This window comes from Mucilaginibacter limnophilus (assembly GCF_004005815.1).
In the GTDB taxonomy this organism is placed as follows: domain Bacteria; phylum Bacteroidota; class Bacteroidia; order Sphingobacteriales; family Sphingobacteriaceae; genus Mucilaginibacter; species Mucilaginibacter limnophilus.
The window spans coordinates 85,608-102,766 of sequence record NZ_SACK01000007.1 but is presented as its reverse complement, the minus strand read 5'-3'; the positions used below and the strand labels follow the sequence as shown (position 1 = coordinate 102,766).

18 protein-coding genes are annotated in these 17,159 nt (G+C 40.9%); 9 read left to right on the top strand and 9 right to left on the bottom strand.

What is annotated here, in order from left to right; genetic code table 11:
- Window positions 1-6: 6 nt before the first annotated feature.
- Window positions 7-1,140: a glycosyltransferase family 4 protein gene (locus EOD41_RS15290; protein ID WP_127706478.1), complete on the bottom strand. Its 1,134-nt coding sequence runs from the start codon at window positions 1,138-1,140 to the stop codon at window positions 7-9.
- A 248-nt stretch (window positions 1,141-1,388) separates the two neighbouring features.
- On the opposite strand from EOD41_RS15290, the gene EOD41_RS15285 reads away from it, so the two are divergent.
- The gene (locus tag EOD41_RS15285; protein ID WP_127706476.1) at window positions 1,389-2,291 is read left to right on the top strand and encodes a nucleotidyltransferase family protein; all 903 of its coding nucleotides are present in this window, start codon (window positions 1,389-1,391) and stop codon (window positions 2,289-2,291) included.
- A gap of 169 nt (window positions 2,292-2,460) precedes the next feature.
- Here the strand turns inward: EOD41_RS15285 and EOD41_RS15280 are convergent, their stop codons facing one another.
- The 4 genes from EOD41_RS15280 to EOD41_RS15265 are packed head-to-tail and all read right to left on the bottom strand — an operon-like array spanning window position 2,461 to window position 5,674.
- A complete protein-coding gene (locus EOD41_RS15280) occupies window positions 2,461-2,772 on the bottom strand; it encodes a DUF3467 domain-containing protein (protein ID WP_127706474.1) in 312 nt (103 codons plus the stop codon).
- Between the two features lie 23 nt (window positions 2,773-2,795).
- Window positions 2,796-3,425, bottom strand: a complete 630-nt coding sequence (locus tag EOD41_RS15275) for an HAD family hydrolase (protein ID WP_127706472.1) — start codon at window positions 3,423-3,425, stop codon at window positions 2,796-2,798.
- The gene (locus EOD41_RS15270; RefSeq protein ID WP_127706470.1) at window positions 3,425-4,141 is read right to left on the bottom strand and encodes a 3-deoxy-manno-octulosonate cytidylyltransferase; all 717 of its coding nucleotides are present in this window, start codon (window positions 4,139-4,141) and stop codon (window positions 3,425-3,427) included. The genes EOD41_RS15275 and EOD41_RS15270 overlap by 1 nt, the downstream gene beginning before the upstream one ends.
- Window positions 4,142-5,674: an aldolase catalytic domain-containing protein gene (locus EOD41_RS15265; RefSeq protein WP_127706468.1), complete on the bottom strand. Its 1,533-nt coding sequence runs from the start codon at window positions 5,672-5,674 to the stop codon at window positions 4,142-4,144.
- A gap of 119 nt (window positions 5,675-5,793) precedes the next feature.
- Between EOD41_RS15265 and EOD41_RS15260 the strand changes: the two genes are divergently transcribed.
- The gene (locus EOD41_RS15260) at window positions 5,794-6,945 is read left to right on the top strand and encodes a DUF1624 domain-containing protein (RefSeq protein WP_127706466.1); all 1,152 of its coding nucleotides are present in this window, start codon (window positions 5,794-5,796) and stop codon (window positions 6,943-6,945) included.
- A gap of 7 nt (window positions 6,946-6,952) precedes the next feature.
- Here the strand turns inward: EOD41_RS15260 and EOD41_RS15255 are convergent, their stop codons facing one another.
- The gene (locus tag EOD41_RS15255) at window positions 6,953-7,438 is read right to left on the bottom strand and encodes a hypothetical protein (protein ID WP_127706464.1); all 486 of its coding nucleotides are present in this window, start codon (window positions 7,436-7,438) and stop codon (window positions 6,953-6,955) included.
- A 72-nt stretch (window positions 7,439-7,510) separates the two neighbouring features.
- On the opposite strand from EOD41_RS15255, the gene EOD41_RS15250 reads away from it, so the two are divergent.
- Window positions 7,511-8,284: an Fpg/Nei family DNA glycosylase gene (locus tag EOD41_RS15250; RefSeq protein ID WP_127706462.1), complete on the top strand. Its 774-nt coding sequence runs from the start codon at window positions 7,511-7,513 to the stop codon at window positions 8,282-8,284.
- Between the two features lie 56 nt (window positions 8,285-8,340).
- Window positions 8,341-9,003, top strand: a complete 663-nt coding sequence (locus EOD41_RS15245; protein WP_127706460.1) for an MBL fold metallo-hydrolase — start codon at window positions 8,341-8,343, stop codon at window positions 9,001-9,003.
- Here EOD41_RS15245 and EOD41_RS15240 read toward each other — a convergent pair whose 3' ends face one another.
- On the bottom strand, window positions 9,004-12,027 hold the full coding sequence (locus EOD41_RS15240) for a glycosyltransferase family 117 protein (protein WP_127706458.1): 3,024 nt from the start codon (window positions 12,025-12,027) through the stop codon (window positions 9,004-9,006).
- A 207-nt stretch (window positions 12,028-12,234) separates the two neighbouring features.
- Here EOD41_RS15240 and EOD41_RS15235 point away from each other — a divergent pair, with 207 nt between their 5' ends.
- Window positions 12,235-13,848 carry a capsule assembly Wzi family protein gene (locus EOD41_RS15235; RefSeq protein WP_240663436.1) on the top strand — a complete coding sequence of 538 codons (1,614 nt, stop codon included), beginning with the start codon at window positions 12,235-12,237 and terminating at the stop codon, window positions 13,846-13,848.
- An 11-nt stretch (window positions 13,849-13,859) separates the two neighbouring features.
- Here EOD41_RS15235 and EOD41_RS15230 read toward each other — a convergent pair whose 3' ends face one another.
- Both EOD41_RS15230 and EOD41_RS15225 read right to left on the bottom strand, forming a co-directional pair.
- Window positions 13,860-14,273 carry a hypothetical protein gene (locus EOD41_RS15230; RefSeq protein ID WP_127706456.1) on the bottom strand — a complete coding sequence of 138 codons (414 nt, stop codon included), beginning with the start codon at window positions 14,271-14,273 and terminating at the stop codon, window positions 13,860-13,862.
- A 108-nt stretch (window positions 14,274-14,381) separates the two neighbouring features.
- Window positions 14,382-14,573, bottom strand: a complete 192-nt coding sequence (locus tag EOD41_RS15225; RefSeq protein ID WP_127706454.1) for a hypothetical protein — start codon at window positions 14,571-14,573, stop codon at window positions 14,382-14,384.
- Window positions 14,574-14,758: 185 nt separating this feature from the next.
- Between EOD41_RS15225 and EOD41_RS15220 the strand changes: the two genes are divergently transcribed.
- The 4 genes from EOD41_RS15220 (at window position 14,759) to EOD41_RS15205 (ending at window position 17,085) form a co-directional block, all read left to right on the top strand.
- On the top strand, window positions 14,759-15,463 hold the full coding sequence (locus tag EOD41_RS15220; protein ID WP_127706452.1) for a S24 family peptidase: 705 nt from the start codon (window positions 14,759-14,761) through the stop codon (window positions 15,461-15,463).
- 53 nt (window positions 15,464-15,516) lie between these two features.
- A complete protein-coding gene (locus tag EOD41_RS15215; protein ID WP_127706450.1) occupies window positions 15,517-16,023 on the top strand; it encodes a GNAT family N-acetyltransferase in 507 nt (168 codons plus the stop codon).
- Window positions 16,024-16,186: 163 nt separating this feature from the next.
- Window positions 16,187-16,513, top strand: a complete 327-nt coding sequence (locus tag EOD41_RS15210; RefSeq protein WP_127706448.1) for a hypothetical protein — start codon at window positions 16,187-16,189, stop codon at window positions 16,511-16,513.
- Window positions 16,514-16,704: 191 nt separating this feature from the next.
- A complete protein-coding gene (locus EOD41_RS15205) occupies window positions 16,705-17,085 on the top strand; it encodes a hypothetical protein (protein WP_127706446.1) in 381 nt (126 codons plus the stop codon).
- Window positions 17,086-17,159 lie beyond the last annotated feature (74 nt).

Genomic DNA, 17,159 nt, shown 5'->3' with positions numbered 1-17,159 from the left:
CAAAATTTATAATGCCTTTAACAAATCCATTATGGCACAGCCTGAGGCATTCCAGTTAAGGCGGGTATCATATTCGTTAAACGATGAGAGGCAAAGCTGCTGATAGGCGTTATAATTGAGAAACTGATTATGTATATATGCCGCATATTCAGCCGCATTAGTTTGCAAAGTGAACATTTTGCCGTTTATATCATCTTTTATAACCGATGAGATTCCGCCGGTATTAGTTGTAATACATGGCATGCCAAATGAATTGGCCTCCGGAAAAACAACCGGCGTACAATCGGCACGAGTGGGCAATAGCAGGAAATGGCATTGGTTGAACAGGTTACATAATTTGTTCGCGCCTTCAACAGTATGTTTACTGATGAAGCCATGATCAATAATATATAGCGGCTTGTTGTGCAGGACATTTGCAGGTATACCTGCCACATGCAAAACCGTCGGCAATCCGTTTTCATTAAGTAATCTGGCAACTTCAACAGCAATGTTGCCTCCCTTGCGTTCCCATTCAACGCCTAAAAACAACAAATGGCACGTTGTGGTGTCCCTTTTGTGAACTATTGCCCGGATATCGCTAAGTACACGACTATCATCTACATTGGCTCCAAACGGCATAACTTTAACTTTTGCAGGATTTACATTATAATTTTCAACGGCCGAACGCGCCGCCCAATCAGATGAATAGAAAGCCAGCGAACAACTATCAAGCGCGGCTTGTTCCACCTCGTTTCCATGCCTGATGCTTTCAGCACAAATATTGGTAAGAAAGGGATAGTAATCAATCATACCGGCAAAGGTTGCATCGGTATAAAATACTTTCGGCCTGTTACTTTTTATATAAGCCAATGGTATTGTTGAGGGAGAAAAGATTATATCGGTTGAAAGTTTTATACGGCTTTCTGCCTGCCGTGCTGCCTGCTTAACAAGCCGTGGCTCTCTTTCAGGCAGAAAGCGTTTACCTAAACGGCCATATATCTTACTCTTAAAATCATAATATTTCGGTACCTGAATATTTATATCACCCACCATGTCGAGATCAGCTTTCTGCTGCCTTAGCGCTGATGCTATATAGTACCCAAGACCCGACCATTGGTGAACATCTTCGGCATTATAGGTGGTGATGTAACTAATATTCATTATAATTGTAAATCAGACAGTTAACCTAAATTATTTTCAATTAACAAAATGACCGAAAATACCTGCAAAACCATTTAAAATTTTTATTATTGCCGCTGATTTGTTGAATTATTGATAATTGAAATATTAATAACGATTTAATATAATACTACATCGACCTTAACATTAACTAAACAATTTCGGCAAAAAAACATTTATTTAGTTTAAACCTTACATCACTTGTAAAACCTTTAAAAATACCATAAAAAATGAAACCAACGCTACTGATATTAGCCGCAGGCATGGCAAGCCGTTACGGAAGCATGAAACAGGTTGATGGCTTTGGCCCGAACGGCGAAACCATTATTGATTATTCTATTTATGATGCTATTAAAGCCGGTTTCGGTAAAATCAGCTTTATCATCCGCGAGGAGTTTGCCGAGTCGTTCAAGGCTATATTTGAGCCAAAACTTAACGGACGCATTGAAACAGATTATGTATTTCAAAGCTTCGACCTGAAACCTTTTGGTATTGATAAAGAAATTGAACGCGCTAAGCCATGGGGTACAGCTCATGCCGTATTAGCAGCCCGTAACCAGGTAAAAGAGCCATTTTGTGTAATTAACGCTGATGACTTTTACGGTTACGACGCTTTTGAAAAAATGGCAAAATTCCTCACTACTGAAGTTGCTGACGATAACTACTCGCTTATTGGCTACCAGATAGACAAAACCTTGTCAGACAATGGTTCAGTATCGCGCGGTGTTTGTAAAGTTGACGAAAACGGCAACATGGTTGGTATTAACGAGCGTACCGAAGTTTATTTTAAAGAAGACGGTACCGTTGCCTATAAAGAGAATGGCGAAGAACACCCGCTGCCAAATGATGCCCGTGTATCAATGAACTTCTGGGGCTTCACTCCTGCGGTTTTTGAGCAAAGCGAGCCTATGTTTAAAGCGTTTGTTGAAGCAAACGAAAGCAACCCTAAAGCCGAATTTTTTATACCGCTGGTTGCTGATGAACTGATAAAATCAGGTACCGCTAAATTTAAAGTGATTCCTACCGCTAACAAATGGTTTGGTGTTACTTATAAAGAAGATAAGCCAATTGTACAGCAAAGCATTTCTGACCTGTTGGCACAAGGTGTTTATCCTGAGAATCTTTGGGCGTAAGCTTTAGACCACTCTATAAAAATCCCGCTTTAATATTAAAGCGGGATTTTTTGTTTTAAAGCGCCATTGCGAGGAACGAAGCAATCTCTACTCACGCAAACCTGCCTAAAAGCTTAGAGATTGCTTCGTTCCTCGCAATGACGCTTTATATAATAACTATAATGTTTGTTTACGCCTGACCAACCGGTCCGCCGAAGTTCATCGGGAAGCCGTTATTTTCTTCAGGGATGCGAATGCGGCCGTTGATATTTTCAAATTTGTTAATGTTATCTTCCAAAGCCGTTAACAGGCGCTTGGCATGCTCAGGGGTAAGTATAATGCGTGATTTTACTTTTGCTTTAGGCACACCAGGCATAACCCGTATAAAATCGAGCACAAACTCTGAGTTTGAATGCGTGATGATAGCCAAGTTAGAGTACACACCCTCCGCAATTTCTTCTGATAGTTCTATGTTAAGCTGGTTTTCGTTCTGTTCTTCCATAGGAGCTAAAATAGTAAAGGTTTTTATTTTAATAAATCTGCAAATGAATTAATGTAGCTGCCCGAAAGGCCGCTTACATGCTGGTTATTGTATCCGCAAAAATCAATCCCATTTGCAACGGCTGCATCAAAATCATTTACCGAATCACCTATTAAAACCACATCACTTTTCTTGTAATCGTTAAAAGCAATAATCTGCCGCACCAGTTCAATTTTAGAAGTAGGCGAACCATGTATTGATTTAAAGTATTGCTGAATATCAACCGCACCGCAAATGGTACGCAATTCGGTTTGATCAGATCCGGATACAACGTGCATGATGTATCTGGTAGCATTTTGTTTTATAAACCCTAAAGCATCAGGTATCAGCAAAGTCTCATCCTGTAGTAATGACAGCATGATCACCGAAAACTTTTCAGCCAGGGCAAGCACTTGTTCTTCAGTGATCTCTTCATTACGGATCTTTTCAAAAAAATACCTGAACTTATAGTAGCGGGATAAACCACCATTTACTTCATGAAAATCAAGCAACTGCTGTACCTGTTCAGTCGGGTAATCTTTTAACACTTCGGCAAAGCCTTTGGTACGGACAGGCATCGAATCCATAATCACGCCGTCAAAATCCCATAATATAACTTTATATTTTTGCAGCATTACAATCGTTTAAGTACTTCTTCAATATCCTCGGGTGTATCAACAGCTACCGAATCGGCTGATAGTTCAAGCATACGCACATCAAACCCTAGTTCGATAAATCGCAATATTTCAATATCTTCCTGTTCTTCAAGCGGTGTTTTGTGATAGGTTGACGCAAATTGCTGAAGAGCATCATACGGAAAAGCATAAATACACACCTGCCGCCATGCTTTAACAAAACTACCCGCCTTGTTACCCGGTATGGAGCTGCGTGACATATAAAGCAAACTGCCATCAGGTTTAAAAACAACCTTGGGCACCGACAAGCTACGGTACTGCTTTTCGGTATTAATAGCACAATAACCGTTCAATATTTCACCAGGATACCCTTTCAGGCTGACGATGATCTTTGTGATATCATCAGGGTTAAATACAGGCTCGTCGCCTTGTACATTTATGTAATAATCTGCTTTTATTTGTTTTGACACTTCGGCAATACGGTCAGTCCCGGTTAGGCAATTGTCTGAGGTAAGCAGTACATTCATATCGTGATCTTTGCAATGCTGCACAATACGTTCGTCTTCAGTAGCCACATAAACTAGGCTTTTGTCAACCGCTTTAAGGCACTGCTCATAAGTGCGCTGCAACATGCTTTTCCCTTTCAGATCAATAAGCGGCTTACCCGGAAAACGCGACGACTTGTACCTTGCCGGAATAACAACGATATATTCCATTTATATAAACGTGTAAACAGATGAAACGTTTAATTTTTTATAACGCGTAGGCGTTAACGATTGCAGTTTGATGCCGGCATACTTTTCAAATTCACCAAACAGATATTCATTTTCCTGTATCAGGGTCATTTGAGTTTCGTTTATACCACCGGCATAACCATCGTAACCGATAATAAATATTTCGTTGGGTTTTAATTCGAGCGCTGTTTGCAATGCCAGCGCCGCATGCGAATCAGTCACTTTATCAGTAAAAGTTACTTTTTCCACCTCAAAAGCTTTTTCGCTAACAAACGGCGGCACATAGGTGCCCATTTTACGGGGATAAGGCGGCAGCACACATGTACCGTTAAACGGTGCCCGGGCGAATGCCTTTTCCAGCCTGTCCCCTTCGTTACCTACCAGACAATAAAACTGATCTACATCCAAATCCTTATACGATGCTGAATTTTTTGAACTGGCATGTACCAGTGCTATATCATCAAACCGGCTGATGAATTGCTTAACCGCGTCGGCATGGCTGGTAGCCGAGGGCCCTCCGCCAATAATGAGTACCTTGCTGTATTGTTTTTGCGGTTTAAACAACTCGCACTTTTGATTGTCGCTGATGTTATTCTTTTGATTTTGAAGCGCACGTACAATACTATTAAACGAATACAGCCGTGTAGTTACCCAATCCATAACATCTTTCTGCGGAAGCGAATTGGTGCCCGATATCATATATGGCACGTTGGTACCCCATTGGTGTTTTTGCAACAAAGGTTCAAAGCAATCAACCGCGTTGCCCAGTGCATTAAAATCAACCTGAAGCTGATGCTTTGTGTTGAGTACGCTTAAAAGCAGTTCGGTTTTCAGGTTACCGGCTCCCCTGCCCATTCCTAAAATGGTAGCATCAACAATGTCAGCGCCGTTATCAATCGCGGAAAGCGTATTTATCAGCGCCAGCTCAAGGTTGTTATGCCCGTGAAAGCCAATTTTGCACAAGGTATGCTCACGCACCATGGCTATAGTTTGCTTAACGTCCTCTGGGTAAACACCACCGTATGAGTCAACCATGTAAAAGTAATCGGCAAGCCCGTCAAGCTGTTTCAGGTTTGTCGGCAAGTTATTTTGTTGCGGCCACTTAGACATGTACATTACATTCAGTGCAACCTCAAATCCTACTGTTTTTATCTTTTCTGCAAGTGCAAGGCTGTTACCTAAATTTTGCGGAGTAACGGCGATGCGCACCAGATCAACCAAACCTGAGCAGGGTTGCAGCAAATCACCAACATTTTGAGCGCTTACTTCTTTTTCATTAAGTATAACAGCAAGTTTTTTATTACTCAACTTTTTTATGCGTTCAAGCTCATACACCGGGCAGTAAAAGTACTTGCCGTGATAAGCTTTCATCGGGTGGCTCCGGTACCCTAACTCTATATATTCAACAGGCAAGCGGTTTAACGATTGGATATAGGTGTCAACCTGCGCGGTATCAAAGTCCCAATTGGTATAATAACCGCCGTCGCGCAGTGTACAATCTAAAATTTTAAACATCCGCCTAAAGTTTAATTTAAGTGTAATTGGCAACTAAATATACAATTTTATTTCATGCGGCAATAACCACTTGCAAGTATAACTGCCAATATGTAAGTTGCATAAACTTTTGATTAAACATGACCTCAACACTTACCGCAACGCCTAAAAAGCGCATCGAATCAATCGATATTTTGCGTGGCATCATTATGGTGATTATGGCGCTCGATCATACCCGTGATTTCTTTATGCCGCAGGAAGGCCCGCATGCAGTTAACCCAACCGACTTATCCCGGGCCTCTGACGCTTTGTTCCTTACACGTTTTATTACTCATTTTTGCGCGCCGATATTTGTTTTTCTTGCGGGCGTAAGTGTAATGTTTGTGTTAAGCCGCCGTACCAAAGCGCAGGCTTCCGGTTTTTTGATCAGCCGCGGTTTATGGCTTATTTTGCTTGAAGTTACTGTTATTGGTTTTGCCTGGAATGTTAGGATTGACCCTCACTTTGTATTCGTACAGGTAATTTGGGCTATTGGTGTAAGTATGATTGTGCTTGCAGGGCTTATCTGGCTACCTAAACCGGTGATAGCACTTTTTGGTTTGATATTAATATTCGGTCACAACGCTTTCGATAAAGTAAAAACCACCGACTTTAGCGAAGGCGGCGCCATATTATGGCAATTTTTGCATGTGCAGGGCTTAGCCGATTTCCATAACGGTTACAGGGTATTTGTATTATATCCTCTTATTCCGTGGATTAGCGTAATGGCTGTAGGCTATGTTTTTGGCAGTATATTTAAAATGGATGCAGCCAAAAGAAAAAGGTTACTACTTACTATCGGAACCTCAAGTTTGATATTGTTTGTAATACTACGCTCGGGTAATTTCTATGGCGACCTTTTGCCCTGGAAAGAGCAGGGGTCACTGGAGAGAAACCTCCTGTCGTTTATCAACGTAACAAAATATCCGCCATCACTTGATTACCTGCTTATTACCTTAGGCGTAGCTAACCTGGCGCTTGCCGGACTTGAAAATGTAAAATCGCGCTTTACCGACTGGATGCTTGTATACGGGCGGGTGCCGCTGTTTTATTATATACTGCATTTTTACCTGCTCCTCTTCTTCGCGGGCATTGCATACTTCGGCATAAAAATCATAACACGCGATGTAGGTGTACCGTTATATGGTGTGTACTTGATATGGTTGACTATTGTTTTTATTCTCTACTTCCCTTGCCGCTGGTACATGAAATATAAAATGACGCATAAGCAATGGTGGCTGAGTTATTTGTAAAGAGTGTTTAATCGGTACCGGCACTTAATTGGGGAATATGCCTTTTAAGTATTTTATAAAGTTTGTCTGTTTCATCAGACATTCTGCTCCAGTTACAAACTGAAGAGTAGTTGCACGTACGCTCTAATTGCTCACCGTAAAAAACAGATAATTTTAACTTACCTACAAATTCAGTACAAAATTTGTCTGTTTGAGCCGGACGTTCAATTAGGCTATTTACAAGATAGTAGATGCTGTCGCGTTCATCATTTGAAAATTTAAGTCTTGTTGTATCAGGCTTAACATAGCTTGTATCAGATGATAACGCATAACGGTGATGAAGATTAACTAATCTGCTAAAAGCACTGCCATTTACAATAGTTATTTGCCAATTGCTCTCCGAAGTTATCTGTAAATATGTCCAATCAACATTATCACTTAAATCCTTTTTCGGCGAATTACAACTTGCGAACAGAAATGATATGCAAAATAATAACAGACCAGACAATTTCATGGTAAGGATTGGTTGGTTAATTGAATCTAACAATAATATTCTAATATTTGTTAAAAACAAAACTACCCTGCCATGCCCGAACTACCCGACCTGCAAGCCTTCAGCCATAATCTGAATAAAATATTAGCCGGTAAAACTGTTAAGGAACTCAAGTCAGATTCAGCAAAGCTGAATATTTCTGAAAAGGAATTGAATGAGACTCTTACAAAGCAAGAAGTTAAAAAGGTTTACCGTGAAGGCAAGGAATTATACATTGAATTTTCAAAAGGCGATATACTTGCCCTGCACCTGATGCTGCATGGTAAGTTGTTTTTATTCAAGGGGAAGAATGATAATAAGTTCGCTGTTTTGGATATTCTTTTTACTGATGATACCGGCTTAACACTTACTGATTTTCAAAAAGCCGCGAAGCCAACACTTAACCCGGAACCTAACGAAGCGCCCGACGCATTATCAGACAAAGCCGATGCGGAATACTTTAAGGCTATTTTAGGCAAGAAACGTACGAACATCAAAACAATCCTGCTTGACCAGCACATTGTAAAAGGCATTGGTAATGCTTATGCCGATGAGATTTTGTGGCATGCCAGGATATCGCCGTTTTCAGTAGCCAATAAGATTCCTGAAAGTAAAATAGAAAAGCTTGTAAAAGTAATCCGGAAGGTGTTAACGGATGCCGAAGAGCAGATATTGAAAAAGCATCCGGATATCATAAACGGCGAAGTGCGCGATTTTATGCTGATACACAACGCTAAAAAGAAGCAAAGCCCTAACGGCGCCGAGATCAAAATAAAGGAGGGCACACGCAAAACATATTATACCGACGAACAGGAGTTGTTTGAATAATTATTTATTAAACCATTACCCATTCATAAGGTTATAGATTCAAATAAGGTTATCAAATGAAGATCAGCAAATACTTACATTCGTGCCTGTTGTTTGAGCAGGACGGTTATAAACTGTTGTTCGACCCGGCCAAATTTTCGTTTGCCGAAGGGCGGGTTACTGCAGATATGTTCACAGGTATAAATGCTATAGTAATCACACATATCCACCCCGATCATTACGATGCGGAAATTTTGAAAAGTATCCTTACTTTGAATAATAACGCTGTTGTTTATACTAACAAGCAAGTAGGCGGGCAAATGGATAAAGATGGCATAGCCTATCAAATAGTTGAAACAGGTGATTTAACGCTCGGCCCGTTTGCATTAACCGCTTTCCCGCTCACCCATGAACCTTTGCTGGATAATCCGATACCCGAAATGACCGGGTTTGTTATTAATGGTAAAGTACTGCACCCTGTAGATGCCTTAAGCGATGAAATGCCACAATATAAAGGCATTGAACTGTTGCTACTGGTAACCATGGCGCCATTTACCAACGAACTTAAAATTGCCGCTTTTGCTGATAAGATGCAGCCAAAACAGATACTACCTGTACACGACGGTTACGCGCGCGACTTTTTTGTTAAACAGCGTTACGCCAACTACAAAAAGCATTTCGATAAGCAGGGCATCACTTTTCATGAAATATTAGATGTAGGCGACGGCATCGAACTGTAACTACCAGTCGCCGCCCGGCACCAGCGCGGCAAAGTTGGTTTTATACTCGTTCGCTTTTTTCTCAAATTTTGCGGCTAATGATTTTTCGCCGTAGGCTTTGGTGTAGTGGGTTATGTTATCTAATATATGCACACCAAAGCGTACCATACGCTCGTCAATTCTACTCGGGGTATCTTTAAATACGCTGTAGTTGTAATCAATCTCGTCAGTTAAATAATTATAAATATAGCCCGTAAATTTGTTGCCCAGTTTATGATCTCCAAGGCGGTAAGCGGTTTCGGCCATAAATGATTTTCTTGCTGCCACATCAATAAACGGGTTAATATCAGGCATCACCTCATCAAACTTGTTCAGCACTTTCAGCGCCATGTCATTGCGCCCTTCGGCGGCAAGGCCTTCAGCAAGTGTCAAGAATGTAGTCACCATCACCGGGTAAAACATAGTAACTGACTGCTCGTCCAAAAAGCGGGCATGTTTGTAATTTCCAAACTTGAATTTGTTCATTACATTATTATACATCACCAACGTGTTCACTTTGCTGCCCTGGTCATCAAGCGTAGTATCAGGTTTTAAAGGAAGTAAACGATAGGTAAATCCCTCGCGATATAAGTAATCATCAAGTCCTATCAGGTTACCTAAACCGGCTGTAACGGCAAGGCATACCGGGCGTTTCCAATTGTTGTGCGCCAGTATATCCAGTATGGCCAGGTTGTTTTTAAGTATCAGGTTTGAATTATAGGTCCAGGTCAGGCTGTCGGCCATCATACCTTTTTGCGCAGGTGTTATCACTTTGTTACGCATTACATCATCAGCATTTACTGTTAGCTTTAGATGTTTTGTAGGGAGATAGTTTGACACCATGCCGCTTTGGTATTCAACATGTGTTGCAGGATCGTCAGACGTAATAAAATCAAACAGCTCTTTAACTTCAGTATGACCTTTTATTCCGGCATCGCTAAAATAAATCACATCACGCACACCATCTTTATACTTATCAAACGGCATAGTAATAGGCAGCGGGTCCGATTCATTTATTTTTCGCTGCATTTGGCGTACCAGCCAGTCGCCGGTAAGCAGGCTTAGGTTAACCAGGCGCACGTCAGGGCGTACATTTTCCACTTCCTGAATATACCACAATGGATAAGTTTCGTTGTCACCAAAGTTAAACAGGATAGCGTTTTTAGGGCACGATATTAAAAAGTTGTAAGCCATATCATGCGCTACCATTTTGGTAGAACGGTCGTGACCGCGCCATTCTTTGCAAGCGATTAATACCGGTGCGCAGATTAAACAGGCAGCTATGGCTATATAAGCAGCTTTCTTTTCATCAAGCTTGCTTTTTAGCAGGTGCGCCAATCCCACTACACCTAACCCTATCCATATACAAAATGCGTAAAACGAGCCAACGTATGAGTAGTCACGCTCACGTGGTTGTATTGAAGGCTGGTTTACATATAATACAATAGCAATCCCCGTGAAAAACCATAGCAATGCTATAATCAGCGCATCACATTTTTTATGTTTAAAATGATAGTACATACCCAGCAGGCCTATAATAAGCGGAAGGCCATACAGCGGTGAATATGATGTGCTATGCGTTACCGACTTTGGCAAATGCTTCATCCCGTCAAAGATTCCGCTGGTCCAGTTTCCATCAAGGGCTGTCATGTTTTGCTGTCCGTCCATATCGTTATAACGGCCTACAAAATTCCACAGGAAGTATCTCACATACATCTGATAGATCTGCCAGCTGAACATAAAACCAAGGTTATCGGCAAAGTTTGGCCGGTGATCTTCAGACATGTTCATCCACTGCTTATAAAACTGCGGGTCGTCGCCATCGTTACTGAACATGCGCGGCAATATGGTATTATGATCGTAAACGTAGGTTTGCTTTTTACCGGTTACCTCATACTTTTTTTCACCTTTACGATATAGGGTTTCACCATCTTTAGCCTCAACAAACTTGCCGTCAAAATAAGGCCCGTACAATAGCGGACTTGGTGTGTATTGCACGCGGTTAAGGTAACCTGCAAGTGTAAAAGCATTATCAGGGTGGGAGTTATTTAATGTTGGATTAGCAGTAGCCCGGATAGGCACATATGCAAAATTGCTGTAACCTAAGTAAAGAAATGAAAGACACAACAAGCCCAAATTGAGGTAATACTTTTTACGGCGAATACTGTAAAATATCCCCCAAACAATAGTGCCTATCAGTACAGCGAAGAATACGAAAGCCCCACTTCCAAAACCTAATCCAAGCGTATTGACAAAGAAAAGATCGAACCAGCCACTGAATTTTACTGTGTACTGGATAATGCCATACTGCACAAAAGCAAGCAGCACAATAGCCAGCAACAGCACACCAAGGCCTTTTTTAAAGGTGATATCTTTACCACGGCGATAATAATAAACCATAGTAAGCGCCGGAATGGTCAGCAAATTAAGCAGGTGTATGCCGATAGATAAGCCCATTACATACGCAATAAACACCAACCAGCGGTCGGCGCCCGGCTGGTCGGCACGGGCATCCCATTTCAGCATTGCCCAAAAAACAACGGCGATGCACAGCATGGATAATGCGAAAACAATTGTTTCAACCGCCGAGAACCAGAAAGTATCTGAAAAAGTAAAGGCCAGCGCTCCCACGAGCCCTGCTCCCATCACAACTATATATCGGGCTTTTGAAGTAACACGGTATAAACCGGCTGTAAGCTTTTTAGCCAGCGCGGTGATGCTCCAGAACAAAAACATCACCGTTGCTGCGCTGGCAATAGCTGAGCACAGGTTGGTAAAATAAGCCACTTTTGTACGGTCGCCGAATGATAACAGCGAGAACACTTTGCCTATCATAGCAAAAAGCGGGTAACCCGGCTGGTGTGATACCTGCAAGCGGTATGCACATGAAATAAACTCGCCGCAATCCCAAAAACTCACAGAGGGTTCAAGGGTTAGCGCATATGTGATGGCTGCAATAATAAAACAAAGCCAACCAAGCAGGTTGTTCAGTTTATTGTATGACATGTTCAGGAGTTGTAAAAATTATTCAATGCGGTAAATATCCTGTTTTTTTAAACGAATACCTTTGAGTTAACAATTTTTAACAACAATTAACAAAAGCAAAAAATCCCTATGGCAATGCCATAGGGATTGAATTACAAATGCAAATAAAGCTATGGTTTTGTATAATTTTGGTTACTATTTTCTATCTTGTGCCCATATTTATTGCACATGCAAGCTACCCGCGCAATTAAATGCCGTAAAATAGCCTTAGCTGCTTTTATGCTGCTTATTACAGGCGTTGCCTATTCACAAACCACACAGCTACCTTACCAATATCAGTTTTATCAAAAATTTAACGCTGATGTGTTTTCTGTAAATAACAAGGCACACACTGCTTTAAAACCGTTTTTTATTGACAGTGCCCTTACTCCACGTTATGACTCGATAATGAGTTCGGCTAAATATCCGAACCTCAAAAGTTGGTTTTTAAGAAAGGTATTTAACGAACATGTGTTCGACGTAAAAACCGATGATTTTACTTTCTATGGCGATTTCATGGTCGATCTGTCAATTGGCCGCGACATTCAGGGTAAACGTACCACCTGGCTTAATACACGCGGTTTTCAGGCCGGTGGCACCATTGGCAAAAAGTTTTCCTTTTATACCAGCGGATATGAAAACCAGGGACGCTTTGCCGGTTATTTAATGGATTATGTTGATTCATTACATATAGTTCCGGGCCAGGCTTATGACCGCGAACCTCAGTCACAAACAAAAGACTGGTCGTACGTCACCGCGGTGATCACCTATGCGCCAATTAAACAGTTGAGCTTTACGCTGGGACAAGACAAGCATTTCATAGGCGATGGTTACCGCTCATTGTTATTATCTGACTACGCCAGCCCCTACCCTTTTTTCAGGGTAACTGCTGATTTGGGACCTGTACAATATACCGCTATATGGGCACAGATGCAGGATCACAACGCCATAAAAACCGACAGCCATTCGGGTCTTCATACCAATAACCGCCGCAAGTGGACGGCAATACATTATATTGACTGGAACATCACCAGCCGCGCCTCATTAGGTTTCTTTAACGCTTATGTAGTGCCTGAGTCTGACGATAACGGTACTCGCCGTGGGTTCGACGCTAACTTTATAAATCCTATCTTCTTTGCAAGCTCAATTGGCTCATCAAAGCAGCCGGGCAATAGCATTGCAGGCTTTAATGCAAAATACAAATTTCTTGACAAGCATGCCGTTTACGCGCAGCTTTTACTTGATAAGGTACAAGGCCTTGAAGGTGGTGGCTCACGTACTACCAAGGGCTATCAGGCGGGCGTACGCGGTGCTGACATTTTTGGCGTACGTAATCTGAATTACTTATTCGAGTACAACACTGTTGATCCATACGCTTATACCGGCGCTGAAAGACTAAGCAGCTACAGCTCATACGCCGAACCGCTGGCCCATCCTTATGGAGCTAACTTTAAGGAAATGCTTGGAATACTTAACTATTCAATAGGAAAGTTTGACTTTCAAGGTAAAATGATCTATGCAAAATACGGCATTGATGTTACCGCTACAGATAACTACGGCAAAAATGTAACCCGGCCATATAATTCGACTACTGCAGCCGGTACATCTGTGGGACAAGGCTTTGATACCAGCCTGAAGTTTGCCGAAGGTACCATATCATACATTGTTAATCCGCGCTATAACCTACGTGTTGAGGCCGGAGCAATTGTTCGCCAGCAAACAAACGATGCGGGAACAGTTAATACAACCTGGCTTACCTTTGGCGTGCGCACCAGTTTCAGAAATTTATATAACGACTTTTAATTCCGCAGCAGTTACCACTCTACATTATGTGTTTCTGTTTCAACCAGTTGTGTAAGCACAGCTTTTAACATAGCCTCGCGTGCCCAAAGCTGTTCGTTGGCACTTGCGTCATGATTGTACCAGGTTATAGGTTCATTGATTTCGATACGCGCCTTGTACACATACTGCTTTTTAGGATGCGTTTTTGTCCCTTCGTAACTGTTAAGCCCTTCCGCTTTTATAATCTTTGCAAAATGCCTCAGGGGCAAAGTTAATTGCAGGCACTCGTCAAGAGTGTTCTTAAAATCCTGCTTATCTTCCAGCCAAAGCGTTAACACTTCATCGGTAATATCATAATCGGCAATAGAGATACGGCTATAATCATAGTCGACAGAGATAATGAGCCACCAAAGCTCATCTTTTAGTTTTTGAGATAATTTTATCATGGTTTAATTTTTATACTTATTCAAAGCACACAGCTTTTGTGAGGACATAGCAGTTCCCTCCGGTTAGGTTAGCCGGCTTGTTTTGATTTTAAATAGACTTAAGCAGTTTTAGAACTCAGGCAGCCAACCGGGAAAATGCTGTTGAATAGCAGCAATTTCATGGCGGTATTTAGCACAGGCTGCTAAATAACCTTCAAGCTTTGCATCATCGGCCTGTGAACACTGATTGGGTTTATTATATATGTCTTTAACTTTCGGTTGTAATTCTGCTTCACACAGGGCTGAATAGGCGATGTACATAATTGGTATTGTTAGTTTCGGCTTGTTTCTGGATGTATCTGTACTAAAAAGTGACAAAATCTTTATTTTCTGTATTTTTAATTTGCGATTCTAATTGAACATATTTAATTTAGCATCGTTTAACAATGCAAATATAAAGAAATATCTTTATTATAAATCAAGAAAAATCTTTAAATATTTTTTACATGGATACATCTTCAAAGCCTGGAAAAATTAAAACAGTTCGCCCGGAGACGTTAGAATTTATTATTCTATATACTCAATTAAAGGGCAAAGCATTTCAAAACAATGCACAATTAGCGGAAGCACTGGGCTATAATTCGGCAAGTACAATCACCGAAATTGTAAAAAGCAGGCAGAATATCGACATAGAAAAGCTAAAGGCGTTTAAAGATATTTACAGAGATTTTATTGACACACCCAAGAGCAAAGAAAATACAGAAGTAATTACAGAAAGAAAGAAGTTAGTGGAGGGAATACCGATGTATGAAATAATAGCGACAGCAACAGGAGTAGAAGTGTATAATGACATTAATGATACCCAGCCCGTTGGGCACATGAATTTCCCGGGTATTGAAGACTGTGATTTTGCACTCCCTGTTTGGGGTCATAGCATGTATCCTTACCTTGAAAATGGCTGCTGGGTTGCCCTAAAGATTATTCATGACAAAAAGATACTGCCCGGTGAAGTTTACTATATTGAATGGGGCGACTACCGCATGTACAAACGCTTGCTTGTTGGCGATAGCCCGGATGAAGTAATAGCCCATTCAGACAATGTAACAGAGATGATAGGCAGCCGCTTAAAGTATGCCCCCTTCCCTATCAAAATAGCGGAAATAAAAAAGCTTTGCCTGGTAAAGGATATTCATAAAAAGCACAATCATTAACAGTTTGACGCAAGGCGGACGTTTATAATGTACCTGCTTATTATTTTCGCCCGATGATACTTCGCCTCGCTACATTAAATGATATACCGGCTATAATGCAGATTATTGCAGAAGTTGTTCCGATGATGAGAGTCTCGGGTAACCTGCAATGGGATAGCAACTATCCCAATCCCACTATATTCCGGCAGGACGTTAAGCTAAACCAGCTTTGGGTGGCTATGGTTAATGATACAGTTGCAGGTGTTGCCGCTTTTACAACCGGCCCCGAACCTGAATATGCAGCAGCCGGAATCGACTTAAATATACCGGCAGTAGTAACGCATCGTCTTGCAGTTAGTCCACGGTTTAGGGGCATGGGTATAGCTGCTGCGCTATTTAAACAAGCTGAAGTAATAGCATCAGAAAAAGGTATAAATTACGTTCGGACAGACACAAACGTTAAAAATCAGGCGACAACAAAACTATTCCCTTCGTTAGGCTATGTCAATAAAGGCACAATAACCCTTGCATCACGCCCGGGGATGCTTTTTTACTGCTACGAAAAGCGCGTTGACATGTGATTCGCACTACAGGACAGCAACTTATCCACAATTTGTTGATTTTTCAACATTCTATTGCATTTATAAAAAACATCTGATTAAATTGGGTAATATAATCAACCAAATTATAAGCTGCGAACCTTTCCCCTAAAAAAGGCGCAACCTAACTTATGAAACAACCGGTATGGATGCTTTAACCATTACAGTTATTGCCGCATTAATTTGTGCAATAATTTTATTTGAAGTAAACAAAAGACAAACCTCTAAAGGAACTTTGTTTCTTAACGGCAACAACATCAATACGCTAATTGATGCCGATAAAAAAATAAGGGCCATATTATACAGTATTGATAACGCCCATATACAGGGGGTTGAAAGTGACTGGCCTGATATGATAGCCGAACAACTGATGTATATCACCGATCAGTATATTAGCAACAATGTGACTTTGAGCGAGTATAATGCCGCTCTTGATGAGTTACTGAACGCAAGGTTTGCATATATCGCTTAAGTTGTTATAATGTAATTTGTAACATCTATTTTGCACAAACATTTAAGTTTTTTGAGCAACATTTCTATTTACAATTGCATACAACAAATTAATTGTTAGCAATTTGCAACTTGTTACTACCGATTATCGTAAAACAAAAGAAGCAGTTCATAGTTGTGTATTCAACTTTGAAAAATAGCATAAAATTTGCCATGGATAATTTATACCTCTTTGTTATTGCCGGCGTAGTCATCATAATTTTGATGATACAGTATGATAGTATTCAGCGTAAGCGCCTTAAGAAAGTTTTAAAACAAACGAATAACGTTGAGCCGCTTTTTATGATGAAATCGGCAGGGCAACAACTTAATACACTTAAAGCCACAATGGCTGAGTATGAAAAGAATTTAGCCAACATACAGGACAACGGCGTACTTGATAAAGTAAAAGCCAGGCTTGAAGAAACCATGCACGCTTACAACGAAGGCAGGATGCCGCTTCAACAATATTATGATCGTTTAAGTAACATGAATGACGTTTTGATAAAACATAGCGCTAAAGAGAAAAAAGCGATAGCTGTATTTGGTAATTGAATATTATTACACCTGATAACAGAAAAGCCCTTTCGCATTGAAAGGGCTTTTCTGTTTGTTTTAATTTATAAAAA

What these genes read in the sequence shown, in the direction of transcription:
- EOD41_RS15215 (WP_127706450.1), top strand. Translation starts at nt 15,517, where the DNA reads ATGATACTTCGCCTCGCTACATTAAATGATATACCGGCTATAATGCAG.
- EOD41_RS15275 (WP_127706472.1), bottom strand. Translation starts at nt 3,425, where the DNA reads ATGCTGCAAAAATATAAAGTTATATTATGGGATTTTGACGGCGTGATT.
- EOD41_RS15270 (WP_127706470.1), bottom strand. Translation starts at nt 4,141, where the DNA reads ATGGAATATATCGTTGTTATTCCGGCAAGGTACAAGTCGTCGCGTTTT.
- EOD41_RS15245 (WP_127706460.1), top strand. Translation starts at nt 8,341, where the DNA reads ATGAAGATCAGCAAATACTTACATTCGTGCCTGTTGTTTGAGCAGGAC.
- EOD41_RS15290 (WP_127706478.1), bottom strand. Translation starts at nt 1,140, where the DNA reads ATGAATATTAGTTACATCACCACCTATAATGCCGAAGATGTTCACCAA.
- EOD41_RS15260 (WP_127706466.1), top strand. Translation starts at nt 5,794, where the DNA reads ATGACCTCAACACTTACCGCAACGCCTAAAAAGCGCATCGAATCAATC.
- EOD41_RS15285 (WP_127706476.1), top strand. Translation starts at nt 1,389, where the DNA reads ATGAAACCAACGCTACTGATATTAGCCGCAGGCATGGCAAGCCGTTAC.
- EOD41_RS15230 (WP_127706456.1), bottom strand. Translation starts at nt 14,273, where the DNA reads ATGATAAAATTATCTCAAAAACTAAAAGATGAGCTTTGGTGGCTCATT.
- EOD41_RS15220 (WP_127706452.1), top strand. Translation starts at nt 14,759, where the DNA reads ATGGATACATCTTCAAAGCCTGGAAAAATTAAAACAGTTCGCCCGGAG.
- EOD41_RS15235 (WP_240663436.1), top strand. Translation starts at nt 12,235, where the DNA reads ATGCAAGCTACCCGCGCAATTAAATGCCGTAAAATAGCCTTAGCTGCT.
- EOD41_RS15240 (WP_127706458.1), bottom strand. Translation starts at nt 12,027, where the DNA reads ATGTCATACAATAAACTGAACAACCTGCTTGGTTGGCTTTGTTTTATT.
- EOD41_RS15210 (WP_127706448.1), top strand. Translation starts at nt 16,187, where the DNA reads ATGGATGCTTTAACCATTACAGTTATTGCCGCATTAATTTGTGCAATA.
- EOD41_RS15255 (WP_127706464.1), bottom strand. Translation starts at nt 7,438, where the DNA reads ATGAAATTGTCTGGTCTGTTATTATTTTGCATATCATTTCTGTTCGCA.
- EOD41_RS15205 (WP_127706446.1), top strand. Translation starts at nt 16,705, where the DNA reads ATGGATAATTTATACCTCTTTGTTATTGCCGGCGTAGTCATCATAATT.
- EOD41_RS15250 (WP_127706462.1), top strand. Translation starts at nt 7,511, where the DNA reads ATGCCCGAACTACCCGACCTGCAAGCCTTCAGCCATAATCTGAATAAA.
- EOD41_RS15225 (WP_127706454.1), bottom strand. Translation starts at nt 14,573, where the DNA reads ATGTACATCGCCTATTCAGCCCTGTGTGAAGCAGAATTACAACCGAAA.
- EOD41_RS15265 (WP_127706468.1), bottom strand. Translation starts at nt 5,674, where the DNA reads ATGTTTAAAATTTTAGATTGTACACTGCGCGACGGCGGTTATTATACC.
- EOD41_RS15280 (WP_127706474.1), bottom strand. Translation starts at nt 2,772, where the DNA reads ATGGAAGAACAGAACGAAAACCAGCTTAACATAGAACTATCAGAAGAA.